The organism is Achromobacter sp. GW823-FHT04E03 (assembly GCF_058796095.1).
On the sequence record NZ_JBXAIJ010000002.1, the window covers coordinates 867169 to 886040 of the forward strand.

Consider the following 18872-nt stretch of genomic DNA (forward strand, 5'->3'; position numbering starts at 1 on the left):
CGGGGAAACAGATGCAGATCCGCCTTACCTGACCGTATCAGACGCCGAACCGGCCGGGGCGCCGATGCCGCGCACGATGTGGTCCAGCAGTTCGCGCGCGGCGGGGGACACATGGCGGCCGGCGCGGCTCAGTACGTGCAGGCTGCCTTGATTGAGGATGGGATTGGCCAGCGGCAGGCTGGCCAGGCGCTGGGCGCGCAGGTCGGCCGTGACCGCGATGGGCGGCGTCAGCGCATAGCCGATGCCGGCGGCGGCGAATTGCCACAGTGCCTTGAAGGACGAAGTGGTGAGCACGTTGCGCAGCCTGACCTGTTCGCTGATTTCGGCGGCCTGGATGTGCTGGCGCACGCCGAACCCCTCCTGCATGGACGCGCCGGGATACTCGGCCAGGTCGGTCAGCAGCAGGGGACGGCTCAGCAGGGTCAGCGGGTGGTCCTCGCGCACGATGGCGCGGATGGGTTCGGGCCGCGAATAATGGGTGCGCAGGCGCGCGTCGTTGGGCGGCTGGAACACCAGTCCGATATAGGCGCGGTCATCGACGATGCGCTGCACGATCTCCGAGGTGCGCGCGACGTCGATGTCCAGCGTGACCTCCGGGTGGCTGCGCCAGTAGCCCGGCAGCACGCGCTCGAACATCAGCTCCACGAAGCCCTCGCCCAGCACCAGGTCTATGTGTCCCCGTTCGGCCTTGCGCAAGCTGTCGATCTCGGAGAAGAAGCTCTCCTGGATGTCCTGCTGGCGCTTGATGTAGCGCGCCAGGATGTGGCCCGCGTCGGTCGGCACCACGCCCCGTCCGCGGCGTTCGAACAGGGCGATGCCGCAGTCGCGTTCCAGGGCGGCTATGGCGCGGCTGACGGCGGACGGGTCCATGTCCAGCACTTCGGCGGCGCCGCGCACCGAGCCGCGGCTCATGACCTGCATGAAATAGTGGGTGCGGCGGGCGTCGAGTTTTTCGTCCATGGCGGGGCTCCGTGGCGGGGAGTGCGGCGGCAGATCCACAGATACAATCTAGGGTTTACCCTTGCATGAATCGAGATCATGCAAAATTTTCCCTGGAAAAGCCTGTCCGTTGCATTTTACGCAACGTTTATGCGCCAGCCCTGTCATGGTTGCGCGCCGGGCCCCCGGCGAAAATCGGCCCTGCTGCGCGCGCCGTCGCCGCCGCCGCGCTGCGACGCCCATTGCGGGCGCCGGCCGGCCGGGATCGCGGCGGGCAGCCACGACGACTATTCACGTACTCAGGGGAATCCGATGTCACACGCCAGCGCCAGCCTGGCCGCGCCTTCCATGCCGCTATCCGGGCGCATCCGCATGCTCGCCGCCATCTTGCTGGTGGTTGTCGTTTCGGAGGCGATCGGCAGCGCCACCTTCAACGTAGGCCCGGGCAAGATCATCCTGCAGCCGATGCTGTGGGCCATCTTCATCGGCGCCATCGTGGCCGCCTTGGGCCAGCGCCTGCCGGCGGGCCTGAACATCGACACCGCCATGCAGACCCGCATCAGCGGCTATCTGCAATACGCGCTGCTGCCCTTCCTGGCCAAGCTGGGCCTGATGGTGGGCGGCGCCTTGCCGCAGGTGCGCGAAGCCGGCTGGGCCCTGGTGTTCCAGGAATTCGGCCACTTCTTCGGCACCATGGCCGTCGGCCTGCCGCTGGCGCTGCTGCTGGGCATCAAGCGCGAGGCCATCGGCGCCACTTTCTCGGTGGGCCGCGAGCCCAGCCTGGCCATCATCGGCGAACGCTACGGCATGAACTCGCCCGAAGGCCGCGGCGTGATGGCCGAGTACATCACCGGCACCGTGATCGGCGCGCTGTTCGTGGCGTTGATGGCCGGCTTCATCACCAGCCTGAACATCTTCGATCCGCGCTCGCTCGCCATGGGCGCCGGGGTGGGCTCGGGCAGCATGATGGCCGCCGGCGTGGGCGCGATCGCGTCCCAGCAGACGCCCGAAGTCGCGCACCAGGTGGCCGCGCTGGCCGCCGCCGCCAATCTGCTGACCACGGTGGTGGGCGTGTACTTCACGCTGTTCATTTCGCTGCCGACCACCATCTTCCTGTACGGCAAGCTGGAACCGGTGCTGGGCCGCTTCTCGCGCGGCAAGGCCGAGACCGTCGCCGCTGATGACGAGGTCACGCAGGACGCGCCCGCGCACGGCGTCAAGATGGGCTTCGGCGATCGCCTGACCGCCTATGTCATCTGCGGCCTGTTCGCGCTGGTGGGCAACCGCCTGGGCTACAACGTGCCGTTTGCCGACGCCTTGCCGGGCATGGGCATCATCATCCTGCTGGTCGTCATCACCGACCTGGTGCTGCGCGTGGTGCCCAAGTTGCCCGCCGTGTTCGTGCTGTCGCTGATCGCCATGACCGCGGGCTGCCCCGGCGTGCTGCCGTACTCGGACCAGATCATCGCCATGGTAGGCAAGGTGAACTTCCTGCCGTTCACGACCGTGATCCTGGCCATGGCCGGCCTGTCGATCCTCAAGGACCTGCCGGCGTTCCGCAAGCTGGGCTGGAAGATCGTGGTGGTGTCCCTGGCCGCCAACGCCGGCACCTTCCTGGGCGCGACCATGATCGCGGAATTCTTCCACTGATCGCCGTTCGCTCCCGAATCAAGAACCGCCTGATGCGTCAGGCGGTTTTTTTTTGGTCAGGGCGCGAAACCCGGTCGGTAGCGCGCGTTGTCAGTGACATTCTCGGTCGCGCCGATGTTGGCGACCTTGGGAACGCCCAGGCCCGCCGCCTTCATGGCGACTGCGGTCTGCAGTTCCTGCACTTGCGGATTGCCCATCGCGACGCGGTAGGCCTGCAGCGGCATCAGGCCTTCGATGGTGCCCAGGTCGTTGGCGGAGCCGGCGCGCTGGGCCGCGGGGTCGGGCTGCGCGGCAAAATCCTCAACGGCGCGGCGCATGCGCGATGCCGCGTGCAGGTCGCGTAGCGCGTCCGCATTCGAGGCGTCAAAGACGGCCAGCGCCAATGGCAGACTGTCGCGGTCGCGTTCGACGCGCAGCGCGTGGGCGGCAGCCGTTGCCCGGGCCGCGTGGACGTGGGCCACGCGTTGGGTTTCGGGAAATGCGCGGGTGGCGTCCAGCGCGGCCGAGCGCGCGGGATAGGGCGCATCAGCCCGGTGGATGGCGGAGATCGCAGCGACGTTCATGCTGGGCCCCTTCTGGTGATGGCCGGCGGATCGGCCCGCCTGCCGACTTCACTGTAACAGCTGGGGGCGATCCGGGCGAAAAAAAGGCCCCTGCACGCGTCAGGGGCCTAGCGACGCGGCTCGGGGCCGCGCCGTACCAGGGCAGGTGATGGCCAGGGAGCCCGGCGGGTTCTCCCGGCCCTGCGCCTGCCCAAACCGGATCAGGGCTTGGTGGCCTGCATGGACGGACGCTGGCTGAAGGTCTCGTACCAGGCGGCGGTGGCCGGATGTTCGGCGCGCCAGTCCAGGTCGGGGAACCGGAAGTCCAGATAGCCCAGCGCGCAGCCGATGGTGATGGTGCCGATGTCCAGGCGGCCTGCCAGCGCGGCGGCGTTCTTTTCCACCAGCGCGAGGCCGTCGCGGACCTTGCCCAGCTGGCCCTCGACCCAGCCGTCCCAGCGCAGCGCTTCCGGACGCAGCACGGTTTCGTAGCGGGCCAGCAGTGCCGCGCCCAGCATGCCGTCGGCCATGGACTGTTCCGTCAGCACCTGCCAGCGGGTCTTGCCCGACGGGAACAGAGAACCGCCGCCCAGGTCGTTCAGGTATTCGCAGACCACGCGGCTGTCGTACAGCGCCTGGCCGTCATCCGTGATGAAGGTGGGCACCTGGCCCAGCGGATTGGTGGGGATGATGGTCTGGTCGCGGGCCACGGGGCCGGCTGCGCTCGGAAGCTTCTCGATGCGGTCGGCCAGGCCGAGCTCATGGGCGATGACCATGCATTTGCGCACGAAGGGCGAGGCGGGCGAGTAGAAGATTTTCATGGGGATCCTTGTCGGTGGAGAGGCGTCAGTGTTGTGCATGGGCCAGATGTTGTCCAGCGATCCAGCCGAAGGTCAGGGCGGGACCAAGCGTGATGCCGGGGCCGGGATAGGCGCCGCCCATCACCGACTGCATGTCGTTGCCGGCCACGTAGAGGCCAGCAATGGGCGCGCCCGTGGCGTCCAGGGCCTGGGCATGCGGATTGGCGGCGATGCCGCAAGCGGTGCCGATGTCGCCGGGATAGACCTTGACGGCGTAGTAGGGGCCCGCCGCCAGCGGCGCGAGGCAGGGATTGGGAGCGTGTTCCGGATCGCCCAGGTAGCGGTTGTAGGCGGTCGATCCCTTGCCGAAGTCCGGGTCCTGGCCCTGGGCGGCGTGGGTGTTGTAGCGTTCCACCGTGGCCTGCAGCGCATCGGCGGGCACGCCCAGCCGGGCCGCCAGGGCCGCCAGCGTGTCGGCTTGCAGCAGGTAGCCGGCGTCGATCAGATGCTGGCGCGGCCGGCCCCCTGGCAGCGCCAGGCCCAGGCCCCAGGTGTCGATGAAGCGCTGGTCGCAGATCAGGAAAGCGGGAATGCTGGGCGTCGTGCCATGGCTGCGGTACATGGCCTGCACGAACTCATGGTACGAGGCGGATTCGTTCACGAAACGCCGGCCCGCGCCATTGACCGCGATGAGGCCCGGCTTGGCCCGGTCCCACACCAGGTGCGGGTAATGCAGGGGCTTGCCGTCCGCGGATTCCAGCAGCGAGACCGGCGCCCAGAACGCGGGGCTGGCGTGGCCCGAGCCGAGCGCGGCGCCGGCGGCTTCCGACAGGCGGATGCCGTCGCCGGCGTTGTCTCGCGGCGACATGGACCACAGACCCGTGGGCTGAGGATAGCTCTGCGCGCGGCGCGCCGGATCCCAGGGAAAGCCGCCCGTGGCCATCACCACGCCGCGGCGCGCGCGGATGTTCAACGACTTGCCATTGCGCCGGACCGCGGCGCCCAGCACGCGGCCCGCTGCATCGCGGTGCAGCGCCAGCGCCGGCGTGTCCAGCCAGTATTCGATCTTGCGAGCCAGCATGCCGTGGAACAGCTGCGCGGCCAGCGCATTGCCCAGCAGCAGCCGGGTGCCGCGGCGATAGCCGCGCGCGCGATCGGCGGCATAGCGCAGCACCAGCTTCATGCTGTGGCGCCAGGCCGCGAACGAACGCGTGGCGCGCAGCAGATGGCGCACGTCGGTGATGTTGACCATCATGCCGCCCAGCACCGTGAATTCCTTCAGAGGATCCCGCAGGAAACGGAAATCGCCGCCGAGCTTGCGGCCGTCGAACTCCAGCGGGTCGAGCGAACGGCCGCCCATCGCGGCGCCGGGCAGGTCGGGGTAGTAATCGGGCGAGGCCGTGCGCGCCGCCAGATCCAGGATGCCGCGCGACACCAGGTAATCCATCATGCGCGGGCCGGCTTCGAGATAGGCGCGCTTCATGTCATCGGGGGCCGCCGCGCCCACGGTCTGTTCCAGATAGGTCCAGACCTTTTCAAAACTGTCCGGATGGCCGGCGGCGTCTGTCTGCGCGTTCAGCGGTATCCACAGCGCGCCGCCTGAGATCGCGGTGGAACCGCCGATGCGGCCGGTCTTTTCCACCAGCAGCACGTCCAGTCCTTCCTCGCGCGCCGTCAGCGCCGCGGCCATGCCGCCCGCGCCCGAGCCGACGACCAGCGCGTCGACTTCCTTGTCCCAAGTAATGCCTTCCATGCTGCCTATGCTCCCGAGCCGCCCAGCGATTTTCCGCCGTCCACGAAGATGACCTGGCCGGTGATGAAGTCCATGTGCGGCGCGGCCAGGAAGGACACGGCATAGGCGATGTCTTGCGGCTGGCCCGCGCGGCCGGTGGGCTGCAGGGCCAGTTGCGCCGCAAGGCGTTCGGGCGTGAGGTTGCGCAAGAGCGGGGTGTCGATGAGGCCGGGGGCGATGGCGTTGACCAGGATGCCGCGCGGGGCCAGTTCCATGGCCGAAGCGCGCGTGTAGCCGACCAAGGCCGCTTTCGAGGCCACGTAGTGCGGGTGGTTCTTTGCGCCCAGGTAGGCGCGCGAGGCGATGTTGACGATCTTGGCGCCCGGCGCCATGTCGCGCGCGGCCTCCTGCGTCAAGGTCGCGACCGCCAGCAGGTTGACGTCAAAGGCGCGGCGGTAGTCGGCGCTGTCCACCTCAAAGAACTTGCGCTCGTCGAAGAGCCCCGCGTTGTTGACCAGCGCGGCCAGCGGCGCAAGCGAACGCGCCAGCGCGCGCGTGGCGGCTTCGTCCGTCAGGTCCACCACGCGGTGTTCCACGTCCAGCCCTTGCGCCCGCAGCGCGTCGGCCTCCTTTTCGGCCAGTTCCGCGTTGCGGTCGGCCATCACGACGCGAAAGCCATCGCGCGCCAGCCGCTCCACGATGGCAAGACCCATGCCGCTAGCGCCGCCCGTAACCAATGCCGTGCCCAGATTCATGATGTTTCCTCACACGGCCAGGTAGCCGCCGTCCACGGGCAGCACCACGCCGTTCACGTAGCTGGCCATGTCCGAGGCCAGGAAAAGGACCGGACCCACGATCTCGTCGGCCCGCCCCGCGCGGGCCATGGGCGCGCGCTGCATGTACCAGTCCGTGCCCTGCGCCTGCGCGCGCTGGCCCGCCGTCATCTCGGTTTCCATCAGGCCGGGAGCCACGGCGTTCACGCGCACGCCATGCGGCGCGAGGTCGCGCGCCAGTACCTCGGTGAACGAGCGCACGCCGCCCTTGGACACCACATAGCCGGCGGTCGAGATGCTGCAGCCGTAGGCCACGATGGAGCACAGATTGACGATGGCGCCGCGCGTGGCTTTCAGCTGTTCGACGAAGGCGTGGGTGACGTTGAACGTGCCTTGCAGGTTCACGCTCATCAGACGGTCCCAGATCTCGGGCGTCTTGGGATCGTCGAACGGGGCGCGCGCCGAAATCCCGGCGTTGTTGATCAGGATGTCCAGATTGCCGTGTTCGGTGGCGGACCGTTGCGCAAAGTCGCGCACGGCGGCGGCATCCGTCACGTCCAGCACCGCGTCAGCGGCCTTGCCGCCCGCGGCGCGGATGGCTTGCACCGTGGCTGCGGCCAGCGCCGCATCCACATCTGCGACGATGACGGCAGCGCCTTGCCTGGCGAAGCCCAGCGCGATTGCCGCGCCCAGGCCGCGGCCCGCGCCCGTCACGAGCACCCGCTTGTCTTGCATCGATATCATGGTCGGTCCTTTCGGCGCGTCAGGCGCCCAGATAGGCGCGCTGCACGCCTTCGTCGCTGGCGAGCGCGGCGGACTCGCCTTCCAGCGCGATCTCGCCGTTTTCGAGGATGTACGCATAGCTGGACACCGACAGCGCCAGCTTCACGTTCTGCTCCACCAGCAGGATGGTGATGCCTTGCTCGCGGTTCAGCCGCAGCACGATGTCGAAGATCTGTTCGACCACCAGCGGCGACAGACCCATCGAGGGTTCGTCCAGCAGGATCATGCGCGGGCGCGCCATCATGGCTCGGCCCGTGGCCAGCATCTGCTGTTCGCCGCCGGACAGCGTCGCGGCTTTCTGTTCGTAGCGTTCGCGCAGGCGCGGGAAGGTGTCGCACACCATGTCCAGGTCCTGCCGCACCGCGGCCCGGTCGGTGCGCAGGTAGGCGCCCATCTCCAGGTTCTCGCGCACGCTCATTTCGCGGAAGATCTCGCGGCCTTCCGGTACCTGCACGATGCCGCGTCCGACGATGGCGTCCGCCGCCAGGCGGTGTATGGGTTCGCCCGCAAAGCGCACGCTACCCGCGGTGGGCGCAACCAGGCGCGAGATCACGTTCAGCGTGGTGGACTTGCCCGCGCCGTTGGCGCCCAGCAGCGCCACGATGGCGCCCTGCGGCACTTTCAGTGATACGTCCTGCAGCGCGCGGATATTGCCGTAGGCGGCCGATACCGCATCGACTTCAAGCAAATAATCAGCCACCGGCCGCTCCCTTGCCCAGATAGGCTTCAATGACCCGCGGGTTGCTGCGCACCTCGGCAGGCGTGCCTTCGGCGATCTTCTCGCCAAAGGACATGACGGTGATGCGATGCGAGATCGACATCACCAGCTGCATGACGTGCTCCACCAGCAGCACCGTGATGCCGTCGCGTTCGCACAGTTCGGTCAGCAGGCGGTCCAGCGTTTCGATTTCGCGGTTGCGCAGGCCGGCCGCCGGTTCGTCCAGCAACAGCAGCTTGGGCGATATGGCCAGGGCGCGCGCCAGCTCCAGCATCTTCTGGCGGCCGAAGTCCAGGCTGCACGCCGGCGTGTCCAGGAAGTCGGCCAGTCCGACGCGCTCCAGCAGGTGCTCGACGCGCTCGCGCGTCTGCGCGGCAGCGGGGCGCAGCAGCTTGCCTGCGCTGTCGGCGCCATGCGCATAGGTGCCCAGCAGGGCGTTTTCGTGCACGCTCAGCGCGCCGAAAAGCTCCAGGTTCTGGAAGGTGCGGGCCACGCCCAGCGCCGCCATTTCATGCGGCTTCTTGCGGGTGATGTCCGCGCCGTCGAACCGGATGCTGCCGCTGCTGGGACGGTAATAGCGCGAGATGCAATTGAAGGTGGTGGACTTGCCCGCGCCGTTGGGGCCGATCAGCGCGTGGATGCGGCCGCGCTCGACCTGCATGGACAGGCCGTTGATGGCGGTGAGGCCGCCGAACTTGACGGTCAGGCCTTGCACGTCCAGATAGGGATGGCTGCTCATGCGGCGCTCCTTTGGGTCGGTTTGGCCGCGGCCGGGCGCGTGGCGGAAGGCAAGGGCGCAGCCGGCGCCGGTGCCCGTCCGCGCGCACCTCGGCTGGCGAACAAGCCCTTGGGCGCGAACATCATGAAGCCCATCAGAATGACGCCGTAGATGATTTCCTGGAACGACAGTGCCTGGCGCAGCAGCTCGGAGATCAGGCCGAAGGCCAACGCGCCCGCGATGGCGCCGCGCACCGACCCGATGCCGCCAACCACCACCATCGTCAGGATCAGGATGGTGGTCTGAAAGCCCAGGCTCTCCGGGTGGATGAACGAGGCGAAGGTCGTGTACATGCCGCCGGCGATGCCGGCATAGGCCGCGGACAACGTGAAGGCCGTGCGCTTGATGGCGTTGACGTTCACGCCCATGGCCTGGGCCGCCACGTCGCTCTCGCGCACGGCGCGAAAGGCCGAGCCCAGTTGCGAGCGCGACAGCGCAATGGTGGCCCACAGCAACAGCGCGGCGATCAGCACCACGAAGGGATAGGCCTTGGCGTCCGACACCAGTTCGTAGCCGAACAGCGTGGCCGGCGAGATCCGGAAGCCGTTCGAGCCGTTGGTGACCGATTGCCAGTTCAGGAACACCCACTGCATCGCTTCGCCGAAGGCGAAGGTGGACAGCGCCAGGTAGATGTCGCGCATGCGCAGCGCCAGCGCGCCGATCACATAGCCGAGCACGGCGGCCAGCAGCCCGCCCGCGATGATCGAAATGAAGAAGGGCGGATGCCACAGATTGTTGATGAGGCCCGCGGTATAGATGCCCACGCCGTAGAAGGCGGCGTGCGATAGCGCGAACTGTCCGGTTTCGCCGATGACCAGATGCAGGCCCAGCGCCAACACCACGAACACCATCAGCAGGTTCACCACGTAGATGACATAGCCGCTGGCCGCGAAGGGCAGGATCGCCAGCACGATGGCCATCAGCGCCAGCAGCGCATGGTCTATTTTCTTGCTCATACTTTCTTCACCTGCAGTTTGCCGCCCAAGAGCCCTTGCGGACGCAGCAGCAGCACGACCATGATGGCCACGAAAGGCGCAACCACGATGGCATTGGTCGAAATGAACAGCCCCACCAGGTTCTCGGCCACACCGATCACGAAGCCGCCGACCACCGCGCCAGGCAGGCTGGTGATGCCGCCCACGATGGCCGCGGCGTAGGCCAGGATGGCGATGTGGCCGATGTCGGGAGTGATCAGGATCTTGGGCGTGATGAGCAGCGCCGCGACCGCCGATATCAGGCCGGCCAGCGCCCACACCAGCATGCGGATGCGGGTCAGGTTCACGCCCACCAGCCGGGCGGCCTTGGGATTCATACCCACGGCGCGCATGGCGCGGCCGACCCGGGTATAGGTGAACATGCCGAAAAGCAGCAGCATCACCGTCACGGCGACCGCGAAGATCACCAGGTCCAGCTGGGTCAGCACCGCGTCGCCGATGATGATGGCGTCGGTTGATGCCAGCGGCGGCAACGAGCGCGGCGTGTCGCCCAGGCCGGTCTGGCGCACCAGGCCCTTGAGCGCATAGGCCAGGCCCAGCGTGGCGATCACCATCTGCACGCCCACGCCCTTGGAGGCGATGACGCGCTCCATCACGACGCGCTGGAACAGGCCGGACAGGATGGCCACGGCGGCGAGCGTGATGGGAATGACGACGAGATAAGGCCAGCCCATTACCAGGGTGAGGAACAGGGCGATGTAGCCGCCGACCATGAAGATCTCGCCCTGGGCGAAATTGGGCACGTCGGTGGTCTTGAAAATGATCACTACGGCGACCGCCAGCAGCGCGTACACGCTGCCCGTCACCAGTCCCGACAGCACCCCCTGCTGCAGGAACAGCCAGATATCGGCAAAGCTCATGATGTTCTCCGGCAGCCCGCGCGCTGCTGCGCCAGCGCGCGGGCCAGGCCCCAGGCGGGCCGCTGATTTACTTCTGGTACTGCCAGACGCTCTTGAAGGCGCCGGGCACGAGCGACATGTTGGTGCCGTCGAACTTGATGTAGATGGCGGATTCCTGCGCCGCGCGGTCGTTCGGGCCGAACTCGATCGGACCGGCCATGACGCCGGAGTCGAATTTCATGGTTTCCAGCGCCTGCAGCACTTTTTCGCGGGTGGGCTGCGGGCCGGCGGCCTTGAGCGCGTTGACCACCGCCATCGCGGGCGGCAGGCCGTAAGGCATGTAGGTCTGCGGATGGCCCGGCTTGGCGGCCAGGTCGGGGTAGGCCTGCTTGTACATGTCGTACACCCAGGTCAGCTTGGCGCCGCCCGGCACGTCGGACAGCACTTCCTGGATGTAGACGTTCTTGAAGGCGTCCTTGTTGCCCACGTTTTCCACCAGTTGCTTCAGGTCGGCCGTGCCGTTCACCGCCAGGACGATAGGCTTGTTCCAGCCCAGTTCCTGTGCCTTCTTGATGATGAGCGCGGCGGGGCGGGCGTATGTCGTCAGCAGAAGCACGTCGGCGTTGGCGGCGCGGATCTTCAGCATGGGCGCGGTCACGTCGGTGATGTTCGGGTTCACCGACTGGACTTGCAGCGATGCGTCGCCCAGCTGCTTGACCTGGGCCTGCGCGGCCTCCAGGTTCCAGCCGCCGTAGGCGTCGTCATGGTTGATGTAGCCGATCTTCTTGGCCTTAAGGTGCTCGGCGGCGAACTGCACCATCGAGCCGCCCACGGCGTGCTGGGAGATGGAGAAGGCGCCGTAGATGTACTTGGACGGCGGATACAGCGCGCCGTCGCCCGAGGCGTTGAGCATGACCAGCGGCACCTTTTCGCGTTCCACGTATTCGCGCGAGGCCACCACCGCGGCCGAGCAGGAACCGCCGTTCAGCAGGAACACCTTGTCCTGTTCGTTCAGCTTCTTCACCGCGGCGACCAGGTCGTTGGCGTTGCAGCGGTCGTCCTCGATCACCAGTTCGATCTGGCGGCCGTGCACGCCGCCTTCCTTGTTGACCTTGGCGTACCACATCTTGGCGGCGTTCAGCACGTCAAAGCCGTAGGCCATGCCGCTGCCGGACAAGGGCGCGAACAGACCGATCTTGATGGTCTTGTCGGTGATGCCCGGTTCCTGCTGCGCTTGCGCGCCCGTGCTCAGCGCCCATGCGCATAGCGCGGCGGCGGCTGCGTAGCGACTGCTTTTCTTCATCTTTGTCTCCCGTTCTTTTTTGTTGCGCGCCTTTGTTTGGGTGTGGCGCTTTGCTGCGTTGCCGGCCTGGCCGCCGGAATGCCTTACTGCATGCGGTAGCCGCCGTTGACGTCGATGACGCTGCCGGTGATGTAGCCGGCTTCTTCGGACGCCAGGAAGCGCACGGCGGCCGCGACATCGTCCACGGTGCCGATGCGGCCCAGCGGAATGGCCTGCGCCGCGGCGGCCAGCGCGCCGCTGCTTGTGACGGTGCTGCGCAGCATGTCGGTGTCGATGAGGCCGGGGGCAATGCCGTTGACCGTCACGCCCAGGTGCGCGGATTCGCGCGCCATGGCCTTGGTCAGGCCCAGCACCGCGGACTTGGCCGCGATGTAAGACGCGCTGGAGCGGTAGCCGCCCAGCTGCGCCGCAACCGAGGTGAACGTGACGATGCGGCCGTGCGCCAGCGGCGCGGCCTCGCGCCGGCGCAGGTAGGCGCGGCCGCACAGGAACACGCCGCGGGCGTTGACGGCGAAGCTGCGTTCCCAGATGTCCAGCGAGGTGTCCTTGATGAGCGGGCGTTCGCCGTTTTCCTGGAACAGCAGCAGGCCGGCGGCGCTGACGAGCACGGCGATGGGGCCGTGCTGCGCTTCGATCTGTTCGAACGCGTTTTCGACCGAGGACTCATCGCTGACGTCGAAGGCGAGCGACGCGTGCGGCGCGCCCAGCTCGTCGGCCACGCGGCGGGCGCGCCCGGCGTCCACGTCCGAGACGACGACGCGCAAGCCGGCGCTGGCCAGTTCCTGGCAGATGCGGGCGCCTATGCCGCCGCCGCCGCCCGTGACGAGCGCAAGACGGGGAGCCGGGCCCTTGCCGGCCGGCGTGGATACATTGGACATGCTGTCTCCTGGTAGCGTGCTGTCCGCCTAGGGTGGGACTTGGCCGCTGGTTTGAATTTTTTGCGATTATGTATACATGGATGGTTCGCAGGTATAGGGGCTTACCCGGAGTGTTGCTTGATTTACATCGTGTTTTACGGAGATGTTCCGAAAACTAATAAGGCGTATGACGCCCTATGTATTCTTCATGTATACAATGCGGCTATGGACACGCTATCTCAACACGTTACCGACACGCTGCGGGACTGGGTGCTGCACGGCAAGTTCAGCCCTGGCGCCCGCCTGGAAGAAATCCCGCTGGCGGAAAAACTGGGGGTGTCGCGCACGCCGGTGCGCGCGGCGCTGGCGACGCTGGGCAATGAAGGTTTGCTGGAGCATCTGCCCAAGCGCGGCTACACGGTGCGCGCCTACGACATCGGCGAAATCGTGGCGGCCTACGAGGTGCGCGCGGCGCTGGAAGGGCTGGCCTGCCGGCAGGCGGCCTTGCGCGGGCTATCGAACGACGCCGTGGCGGTGCTGAAGAATTGCCTGGACGAAGGGGACCGGATCCTGGGCAAGGGGGTCTTGCTGGCCGAGGACCATCTGCCGTATCAGCAGGTGAACATCACCTTGCACAACGGCATCCTGGAAGCGGCGGGCAACCCCTGGGTGCGGCGCTTCGCGACGCAGGCGCAGGCTATCCCCTACGCCTCGGACCGGATCATCCTGTGGGAAGACCACGGGATCATCCTGCGATCGCATGACGACCATCACCGCATCGTCAATGCGATCATCGCCCGCGACGGCGCGCGGGCCGAGGACCTGATGCGCGAACACGTGTACTACGCGGGCATCATCCTGAAGAACAACTACGAGAGGCTGGCGCAGGCGTACCGGGTGTAAGGCCCGCCCGCGGTCCAACCTCAGGCTGCGGCCGCAGGCGCCTCGAGGCAGGGATTGAATTCGCCGGTGGCGGGGTCGCGCAGGTACAGCAGGCCGGTGGCCACGCCGAAGTAGGTGCCGTGCAGTTCCAGTTCGCCCTTTTCGACGCGGCGGCGGATGGAGGGGAAGGTCATCAGGTTGTTCAGGCTGTGCTCGACCACGGCCAGTTCCAGGCGCTTCAGGTTGGCCTGGCGGTCGCCGGTGCCGGGCCCCAGGCGTTCGGCCACGGGTTCGATCTGCGACATCCACTTGCCGATGAAATCGCCTTTGGTCAGGGGCTTGGCGTCGTCGAAGAACGAGCGGATGCCGCCGCAGGAAGCATGGCCCAGCACCACGATGTGCTTGACGTTCAGGCCGTTGACCGCGAATTCGATCGCGGCGCTGGTGCCGTGGTACGAGGATTCCGAGTCAGGGTCACAGGGCGGGACCAGGTTTGCGACGTTGCGCACGACAAACATTTCGCCGGGGCCGGCGTCGAAGATGACTTCAGGCGACACGCGGGAGTCGCAGCACCCGATGATCAGGATTTCCGGGTTTTGCCCCGATTCGGCCAGCTTCTGGTATCGGCTGCTTTCCGAAGGGAAACGGCCCCCCAGGAAAGATTGATAGCCTTCGGTAAGTCTTTTTGGAAACATGATCTTTTCTTCCTCGTAGCTGGAGCCAGGCGTGCTGGCGCGTCGGCGCACGCAACAAGGGGCTTCGTGTGGAAGCCCCTTTTATTGAGTCGACGAACGGAATTTTCCCATATTTGACCTTGCGCCACGCTGTCTAAACCCTGAAGTAATCAGGGTTTTTTCCGGCAGGCGGGCCATAACGGGCGCCTAGCGGGCGTCGACGTCCAGCGCGGTGACGCGGGTGAATTGCAGCGGCGTGACGGCCCGGATCTGCTTGATCTGGCCGGGCGCCAGCGGGCCGATGACGTCGTCGCGAACGCGGCCGATCTCGCGGCCCTGCGAGTCGTACAGCACGAAGGTCAGCATGGCGCTGTTGATGTGCCGCGCCGACTGGTTGGACAGCAGGCCGGTGATGGCCGACACGTTCTGGTTGACGTCGCGCACGGCCTGGACATTGCCCAGCGTGACGCCGTAGACCAGGCTCTGCGCGCCGGCGGCGCCGGACAGGCCGGCAAGCAGCGCGAACGAAGCAAGGGCAAGTTTCATCATGGTCTCCTGTGCAGCCGCGCAGTCGGATGCCGTTCGGGTCCGCAGGGCGGTCAATGCCTCCTCTACCTTGGGGGCATGCTTATCTCACACCTTTCCTGCCGTGTACACAACGGGGCAAAGGGATGAATGGGTAACAGGGTGCTTGGATTGGTCGCAAATTCGCCTGCGTGGATGGCCTGTCCACGAGGGAAGCGGCCGGTGGTTTCAGGGGCGTGTAAGGCCTTGGCGATTCTTGACTTTCCGCACTCTTGCGCAGGGTTCGGGTTTGTTCGATCATGACCGGGCCGGCGATTGGGCCGGCGGATCGTGCGGCCCGCCTTTGCGACTGAGTCCAGGCGCGCGGGCGCCAAGGGAGGAACCCATGCTTTCCCGTACCAGCCAGTTGGCCTCGGCCTTTCTGTTGACCGCTTGTTTTGCTGGCGCAGCCCTTGCCCAGACCCCCGCAGCTCCCGCCACCGCCAAGACGCCTACGCCGCAACAGCAGCGCATGGCCGACTGCAACAAGTCCGCTGAAGGCAAGAAGGGCGACGACCGCAAGGCCTACATGAGCAGCTGCCTGAAGGGCGAAACCGCCGCGCCCGCCAAGGAGCTTACGCCGCAGCAGCAGAAGATGAAGGACTGCAACGCCAAGGCCACCTCGCAGCAACTGACCGGCGACAAGCGCAAGACCTTCATGAGCACCTGCCTGAAAGGCTGATTCCGACGCCACGCGTCATCTCGCGAAGAAAATCGCCAGCCCGTGAACCGGCTGGCGATTTTTTTTGCATGAGGCGCCTCTCAGCCGCCGGAACGTCCCGGCCCCTGCAAGCGCCCCAGCACGCTTTCCAGCGCCAACCCGACCGCCAGCACCTTGCGGTCCTCGCCCGGCAGCCCGTCGACTTCCAATCCCACCGGCAGTCCGTCCGCTGCCAAGCCCGCAGGCACGCTCAGCCCCGGCAGGCCGGCGTTGCTGCCCGGATCGACGTTGCGCGCCAGGCGGCCGAAGCTCTCGAAGCTGCTGGCCTCGGGCGTGGCGGCCATCGGCGGGATCGGCACGGTGGGAAACAGCAGGCCGTCCAGCGCATGCTCCTGGAACGCGCGGCGGTACACGCCGATGAGCTCGTCGCGGTGCGTCGCCATGGCGCGTTCATAAAGCGGCTGCAGCGGCAGCGCCTCGCCGGAGGGCAGGGGCAGCACGCCAGGCACGATGAGGCCGTCGAAAATTCCTTTGACGTCCGGGCTGGAGATTTGCGCCACCACCTGCTCGAAGCTGAGGCCCGTGCCGTAGCGGCTGAGATAGTCGGTCAGGTCGCCCTTCTGTTCGTACAGGCAGACCGGCATGCCGACCGCGGCGTTGCTGGCTTCCAGGCCCGGCATTTCCAGTTCGACCAGTTGCACGCCGGCCGCGCGCAGCTTGGCCAGCGCGGCATCCGTGACGGCCTGCACCTGCGGATCCAGGTCCTTCCAGAAGTAGTCGCACAGGCCCAGGCGCATGCCGGCAGGCGGCAGGGCGGACAAGGGCTGACGGTCGCCCGTCAGCACCGCGTCCAGCAGCACGATGTCGTCCATGCTGTTGGCGATGGGCCCCGGCGTATCGCGGGTGTGCGAGATCGGCGTGATGCCGGCGCCGTCGTAGCGTCCCACCGACGGGCGAAAGCCCACCGCGCCGTTCACCGCCGCAGGCAGGCGCACCGAGGCGCCCGTGTCCGTACCCAGCGCGGCCGGCGTCAGGCGCGCGCCCACCGCCGCGCCGCTGCCCGAGGACGAGCCGCCAGCGATCAGGCGCGCGTCATAGGCATTGCGCGTGCCTTCGCCGTGCGCGCCGGGAAAGGCGGTGTTGTACCCCGACACGCCGAAGGCCAGTTCGTGCATGTTGGTCTTGCCCACGATGACGGCGCCCGCCTCGCGCAGGCGGCGCACCACCGGCGCGTCCTCGGCCGGACGGAAATTCTTCAAAGCGGGCGTGCCGGCCGTGTTGGGCAGGCCGGCAACGTGGATGTTGTCCTTGATGGCGATGGGCACGCCCGCCAGCGGCAGCGCGGCCTGGTCCGCCTGGCCGCGGGCGGCATCCTGGGCGCGGGCCTGGGCCAGCGCGCCTGCGCGGTCCACGGTGATGAAGGCGTTGAGATCGGCGCGCGCCTCGATGCGGTCCAGGCAGGCCTGGGTCAGCGCAACGCTGGTGAGGCGGCCCTGCCGGATCAGGGCCGCGGCCTCGGTGACGGTCAGGTCCGCAGGGGACGCGGCGGGCAATGACTGTTTGGACGTATCGGACATGACGCTTCCTTACCTGTGCGGGATTCTGTCGAATCCGTACCTATACAGGGGGAAGCGGGCGCTGTCGAGCAGGTCCCGCCGCCGCTGCAGGAATCAGCCCGGCTTTCTCACCACGATGGTCGCCGTGTCGCTGGTGAAGGATGCGTCGCCCTGCACCTCGAAGTGCGCGCGCACCACGTCCGGCGCGATGCAGAACATGTGGCGCAGCGCCGCCACCAGCGTCTCCGGGGTGCGCATGCGCACAACCCAGGACTGGAACTCCAGCGGCAGGCGGCGCGGCGCCAGGCCCTGCAGGGTGAAGCCGGCCTCGGTCAGCATGCGGGTCCACTCGGCGACCGAGTAGTCGCGCACGTGCGAGGTGTCGCGCAGCACCTCGATGGTCTGCAGCCAGGTGTCCAGGAGCGGCTCGCCCGGCGACACCACGTCTGCGAACACGGCGATGCCGCCTGGCTTCAGCACGCGGAAGGCTTCCCGCAGGCCGCGCCCGGCGTCCTGCCAGTGGTGGGTGGAGTAGCGCGACATCACCAGGTCGAACTCGCCGTCGCCGAAGGGCAGGTACTCCGCCTTGCCCTGGCGGGTGGCCAGATTGGCCAGCCCGCGCTTGGCGGCCTCGCCGGCGACCACGTCCAGCATCTGCTGCGACAGGTCATAGGCGGTGACGTGTTGGACCTGCGGCGCCACGTGAAAGCTCACGTGGCCGCCGCCACAGCCCAGGTCCAGCAGCCGGGCTTCGGGATGCTGCGCGGCGATGTCGGCCATCTGCAGCAGGTCTTCGCCCTGCGCGTGTACGGCGCTGGTCAGATAGGCGGTCGCGCGCGGGCTGAATTGGCGATCGACGGCGGCGTCATGGGTACTGGCGGTCATGGGAATCCTTGGGTGGCTGGGGCCGGTACAGGGGCGGAAAGCATTTGGAAGCGGCGGCCCAGGCGCTAAGATAGGCGGCCGCCCATACACGTACAAGTCCATTGCTCATCCTGGTATGACTACTTCCCCCCAAGCCGGCGCCGCCGGTCACGAAGGCTCCCCCCTGCGCCGCCAGGCGCTGGGCGAATTCGTGCGCAGCGCCCGCTCCCGCATCACGCCCCAGATGGCCGGCCTGCCCGAAGGCATGCGCCGCCGCACCCCCGGACTGCGGCGCGAGGAAGTCGCCCAGCTTTGCGGCATCAGCGTCACCTGGTACACCTGGATCGAACAGGGGCGGGAAGTGTCGGTATCGCCCTCGGTCTGGTCGCGCATCGCGGGCGTGCTGCAACTGGCCCGCGCCGAACGCGCGTATCTGTTCGACCTGGCCGACTGCGCCGACCCTCAGCATGCCCGCGACGACGCCGGCGCGCCGGGTCCCTTGCAGGAATGCGTGAACGCGATCAACGCCCCGGCCTACGTGCTGGACCGCGCCTGGAATGTGCTGGCCTACAACGAGCCCCTGCGCGACCTGTTCGACAACTGGCCGGCGCGCGATGCCGAGCCCAACCTGCTGCGCTATATCTTCCTGGACCCCGCCGCCCGCGAGCTGGTGGTGGATTGGGACCAGCGCGCTCGCCGCGTGGTGGCGGAATTCCGCGCCGACGCCGGCGCGCATCTGGACGAGCCGGCCGTGCTGGCGCTCTTGGACAACCTGAACCGGCAAAGCCCGGTGTTCGCCCACTGGTGGACGCGCCACGCGGTGGTCGAGCGCGAAGGCGGCCTGCGTGAGTTCCTGCATCCGGGCCGCGGCAAGCTGGCTTACCAGCAGATCACGTTCCGGCTGGCGACGCATCCGGACCTGAAGCTGGTGATCTTGTTGGGCGGGGGCGCGCAGCCCTGAA

The 18872-nt window shown here is 67.5% G+C and carries 20 protein-coding genes; 4 read left to right on the plus strand and 16 right to left on the minus strand.

What is annotated here, in order from left to right; genetic code table 11:
- Positions 1 to 24: 24 nt before the first annotated feature.
- Positions 25 to 960: a LysR family transcriptional regulator gene (locus AC1RHV_RS15385; protein ID WP_119452184.1), complete on the minus strand. Its 936-nt coding sequence runs from the start codon at positions 958 to 960 to the stop codon at positions 25 to 27.
- 291 nt (positions 961 to 1251) lie between these two features.
- On the opposite strand from AC1RHV_RS15385, the gene AC1RHV_RS15390 reads away from it, so the two are divergent.
- Positions 1252 to 2589 (plus strand): DUF3100 domain-containing protein, encoded by a 1338-nt coding sequence (locus AC1RHV_RS15390; protein WP_054454954.1) that lies wholly within the window; start codon positions 1252 to 1254, stop codon positions 2587 to 2589.
- A 56-nt stretch (positions 2590 to 2645) separates the two neighbouring features.
- Here the strand turns inward: AC1RHV_RS15390 and AC1RHV_RS15395 are convergent, their stop codons facing one another.
- From AC1RHV_RS15395 to AC1RHV_RS15445, 11 genes are all read right to left on the minus strand, one after another.
- Positions 2646 to 3152, minus strand: a complete 507-nt coding sequence (locus AC1RHV_RS15395) for a hypothetical protein (protein WP_054454952.1) — start codon at positions 3150 to 3152, stop codon at positions 2646 to 2648.
- Positions 3153 to 3352: 200 nt separating this feature from the next.
- The gene (locus tag AC1RHV_RS15400) at positions 3353 to 3952 is read right to left on the minus strand and encodes a glutathione S-transferase (protein WP_054454949.1); all 600 of its coding nucleotides are present in this window, start codon (positions 3950 to 3952) and stop codon (positions 3353 to 3355) included.
- Between the two features lie 25 nt (positions 3953 to 3977).
- Positions 3978 to 5684, minus strand: a complete 1707-nt coding sequence (locus AC1RHV_RS15405; protein WP_492301245.1) for an FAD-binding protein — start codon at positions 5682 to 5684, stop codon at positions 3978 to 3980.
- Between the two features lie 5 nt (positions 5685 to 5689).
- On the minus strand, positions 5690 to 6418 hold the full coding sequence (locus AC1RHV_RS15410) for an SDR family NAD(P)-dependent oxidoreductase (RefSeq protein ID WP_054454945.1): 729 nt from the start codon (positions 6416 to 6418) through the stop codon (positions 5690 to 5692).
- 9 nt (positions 6419 to 6427) lie between these two features.
- Positions 6428 to 7180, minus strand: coding sequence for an SDR family NAD(P)-dependent oxidoreductase (locus tag AC1RHV_RS15415; RefSeq protein WP_054454943.1), 753 nt, complete (start codon positions 7178 to 7180; stop codon positions 6428 to 6430).
- 19 nt (positions 7181 to 7199) lie between these two features.
- The gene (locus tag AC1RHV_RS15420) at positions 7200 to 7919 is read right to left on the minus strand and encodes an ABC transporter ATP-binding protein (RefSeq protein WP_119452187.1); all 720 of its coding nucleotides are present in this window, start codon (positions 7917 to 7919) and stop codon (positions 7200 to 7202) included.
- Positions 7912 to 8676 (minus strand): ABC transporter ATP-binding protein, encoded by a 765-nt coding sequence (locus AC1RHV_RS15425; RefSeq protein ID WP_492301246.1) that lies wholly within the window; start codon positions 8674 to 8676, stop codon positions 7912 to 7914. Before AC1RHV_RS15425 ends, AC1RHV_RS15420 begins: the two co-directional genes overlap by 8 nt.
- Positions 8673 to 9671, minus strand: a complete 999-nt coding sequence (locus AC1RHV_RS15430) for a branched-chain amino acid ABC transporter permease (RefSeq protein ID WP_492301248.1) — start codon at positions 9669 to 9671, stop codon at positions 8673 to 8675. Before AC1RHV_RS15430 ends, AC1RHV_RS15425 begins: the two co-directional genes overlap by 4 nt.
- Positions 9668 to 10570 carry a branched-chain amino acid ABC transporter permease gene (locus AC1RHV_RS15435; RefSeq protein ID WP_054454934.1) on the minus strand — a complete coding sequence of 301 codons (903 nt, stop codon included), beginning with the start codon at positions 10568 to 10570 and terminating at the stop codon, positions 9668 to 9670. The genes AC1RHV_RS15430 and AC1RHV_RS15435 overlap by 4 nt, the downstream gene beginning before the upstream one ends.
- A 67-nt stretch (positions 10571 to 10637) precedes the next feature.
- Complete coding sequence (locus tag AC1RHV_RS15440; protein WP_054454932.1) at positions 10638 to 11852, minus strand: ABC transporter substrate-binding protein; 1215 nt, start codon at positions 11850 to 11852, stop codon at positions 10638 to 10640.
- An 83-nt stretch (positions 11853 to 11935) separates the two neighbouring features.
- Entirely contained in the window at positions 11936 to 12730 is a 795-nt protein-coding gene (locus AC1RHV_RS15445; RefSeq protein ID WP_054454930.1) for an SDR family NAD(P)-dependent oxidoreductase, read from the minus strand.
- A 204-nt stretch (positions 12731 to 12934) separates the two neighbouring features.
- On the opposite strand from AC1RHV_RS15445, the gene AC1RHV_RS15450 reads away from it, so the two are divergent.
- On the plus strand, positions 12935 to 13612 hold the full coding sequence (locus AC1RHV_RS15450; protein WP_013391284.1) for a GntR family transcriptional regulator: 678 nt from the start codon (positions 12935 to 12937) through the stop codon (positions 13610 to 13612).
- Between the two features lie 20 nt (positions 13613 to 13632).
- Here AC1RHV_RS15450 and AC1RHV_RS15455 read toward each other — a convergent pair whose 3' ends face one another.
- Both AC1RHV_RS15455 and AC1RHV_RS15460 read right to left on the minus strand, forming a co-directional pair.
- Positions 13633 to 14286, minus strand: a complete 654-nt coding sequence (locus AC1RHV_RS15455; RefSeq protein ID WP_054455866.1) for a carbonic anhydrase — start codon at positions 14284 to 14286, stop codon at positions 13633 to 13635.
- Between the two features lie 186 nt (positions 14287 to 14472).
- Positions 14473 to 14811 carry an FxLYD domain-containing protein gene (locus tag AC1RHV_RS15460; protein ID WP_054454928.1) on the minus strand — a complete coding sequence of 113 codons (339 nt, stop codon included), beginning with the start codon at positions 14809 to 14811 and terminating at the stop codon, positions 14473 to 14475.
- A gap of 364 nt (positions 14812 to 15175) precedes the next feature.
- On the opposite strand from AC1RHV_RS15460, the gene AC1RHV_RS15465 reads away from it, so the two are divergent.
- Positions 15176 to 15511: a PsiF family protein gene (locus AC1RHV_RS15465; protein WP_059377545.1), complete on the plus strand. Its 336-nt coding sequence runs from the start codon at positions 15176 to 15178 to the stop codon at positions 15509 to 15511.
- A gap of 80 nt (positions 15512 to 15591) precedes the next feature.
- On the opposite strand, the gene iaaH is transcribed toward AC1RHV_RS15465, so the two are convergent.
- The gene (gene iaaH, locus AC1RHV_RS15470) at positions 15592 to 17067 is read right to left on the minus strand and encodes an indoleacetamide hydrolase (protein ID WP_492301251.1); all 1476 of its coding nucleotides are present in this window, start codon (positions 17065 to 17067) and stop codon (positions 15592 to 15594) included.
- 93 nt (positions 17068 to 17160) lie between these two features.
- Positions 17161 to 17931, minus strand: a complete 771-nt coding sequence (locus AC1RHV_RS15475; RefSeq protein WP_492301253.1) for a class I SAM-dependent methyltransferase — start codon at positions 17929 to 17931, stop codon at positions 17161 to 17163.
- A gap of 115 nt (positions 17932 to 18046) precedes the next feature.
- Between AC1RHV_RS15475 and AC1RHV_RS15480 the strand changes: the two genes are divergently transcribed.
- Positions 18047 to 18871, plus strand: coding sequence for a helix-turn-helix transcriptional regulator (locus AC1RHV_RS15480; RefSeq protein WP_192353780.1), 825 nt, complete (start codon positions 18047 to 18049; stop codon positions 18869 to 18871).
- Position 18872: the final 1 nt, after the last annotated feature.

What these genes read in the sequence shown, in the direction of transcription:
- AC1RHV_RS15410 (WP_054454945.1), bottom strand. Translation starts at nt 6,418, where the DNA reads ATGAATCTGGGCACGGCATTGGTTACGGGCGGCGCTAGCGGCATGGGT.
- AC1RHV_RS15440 (WP_054454932.1), bottom strand. Translation starts at nt 11,852, where the DNA reads ATGAAGAAAAGCAGTCGCTACGCAGCCGCCGCCGCGCTATGCGCATGG.
- AC1RHV_RS15405 (WP_492301245.1), bottom strand. Translation starts at nt 5,684, where the DNA reads ATGGAAGGCATTACTTGGGACAAGGAAGTCGACGCGCTGGTCGTCGGC.
- AC1RHV_RS15465 (WP_059377545.1), top strand. Translation starts at nt 15,176, where the DNA reads ATGCTTTCCCGTACCAGCCAGTTGGCCTCGGCCTTTCTGTTGACCGCT.
- AC1RHV_RS15400 (WP_054454949.1), bottom strand. Translation starts at nt 3,952, where the DNA reads ATGAAAATCTTCTACTCGCCCGCCTCGCCCTTCGTGCGCAAATGCATG.
- iaaH (WP_492301251.1), bottom strand. Translation starts at nt 17,067, where the DNA reads ATGTCCGATACGTCCAAACAGTCATTGCCCGCCGCGTCCCCTGCGGAC.
- AC1RHV_RS15385 (WP_119452184.1), bottom strand. Translation starts at nt 960, where the DNA reads ATGGACGAAAAACTCGACGCCCGCCGCACCCACTATTTCATGCAGGTC.
- AC1RHV_RS15460 (WP_054454928.1), bottom strand. Translation starts at nt 14,811, where the DNA reads ATGAAACTTGCCCTTGCTTCGTTCGCGCTGCTTGCCGGCCTGTCCGGC.
- AC1RHV_RS15395 (WP_054454952.1), bottom strand. Translation starts at nt 3,152, where the DNA reads ATGAACGTCGCTGCGATCTCCGCCATCCACCGGGCTGATGCGCCCTAT.
- AC1RHV_RS15455 (WP_054455866.1), bottom strand. Translation starts at nt 14,286, where the DNA reads ATGTTTCCAAAAAGACTTACCGAAGGCTATCAATCTTTCCTGGGGGGC.
- AC1RHV_RS15430 (WP_492301248.1), bottom strand. Translation starts at nt 9,671, where the DNA reads ATGAGCAAGAAAATAGACCATGCGCTGCTGGCGCTGATGGCCATCGTG.
- AC1RHV_RS15435 (WP_054454934.1), bottom strand. Translation starts at nt 10,570, where the DNA reads ATGAGCTTTGCCGATATCTGGCTGTTCCTGCAGCAGGGGGTGCTGTCG.
- AC1RHV_RS15415 (WP_054454943.1), bottom strand. Translation starts at nt 7,180, where the DNA reads ATGATATCGATGCAAGACAAGCGGGTGCTCGTGACGGGCGCGGGCCGC.
- AC1RHV_RS15450 (WP_013391284.1), top strand. Translation starts at nt 12,935, where the DNA reads ATGGACACGCTATCTCAACACGTTACCGACACGCTGCGGGACTGGGTG.
- AC1RHV_RS15445 (WP_054454930.1), bottom strand. Translation starts at nt 12,730, where the DNA reads ATGTCCAATGTATCCACGCCGGCCGGCAAGGGCCCGGCTCCCCGTCTT.
- AC1RHV_RS15480 (WP_192353780.1), top strand. Translation starts at nt 18,047, where the DNA reads ATGACTACTTCCCCCCAAGCCGGCGCCGCCGGTCACGAAGGCTCCCCC.
- AC1RHV_RS15425 (WP_492301246.1), bottom strand. Translation starts at nt 8,676, where the DNA reads ATGAGCAGCCATCCCTATCTGGACGTGCAAGGCCTGACCGTCAAGTTC.
- AC1RHV_RS15390 (WP_054454954.1), top strand. Translation starts at nt 1,252, where the DNA reads ATGTCACACGCCAGCGCCAGCCTGGCCGCGCCTTCCATGCCGCTATCC.
- AC1RHV_RS15475 (WP_492301253.1), bottom strand. Translation starts at nt 17,931, where the DNA reads ATGACCGCCAGTACCCATGACGCCGCCGTCGATCGCCAATTCAGCCCG.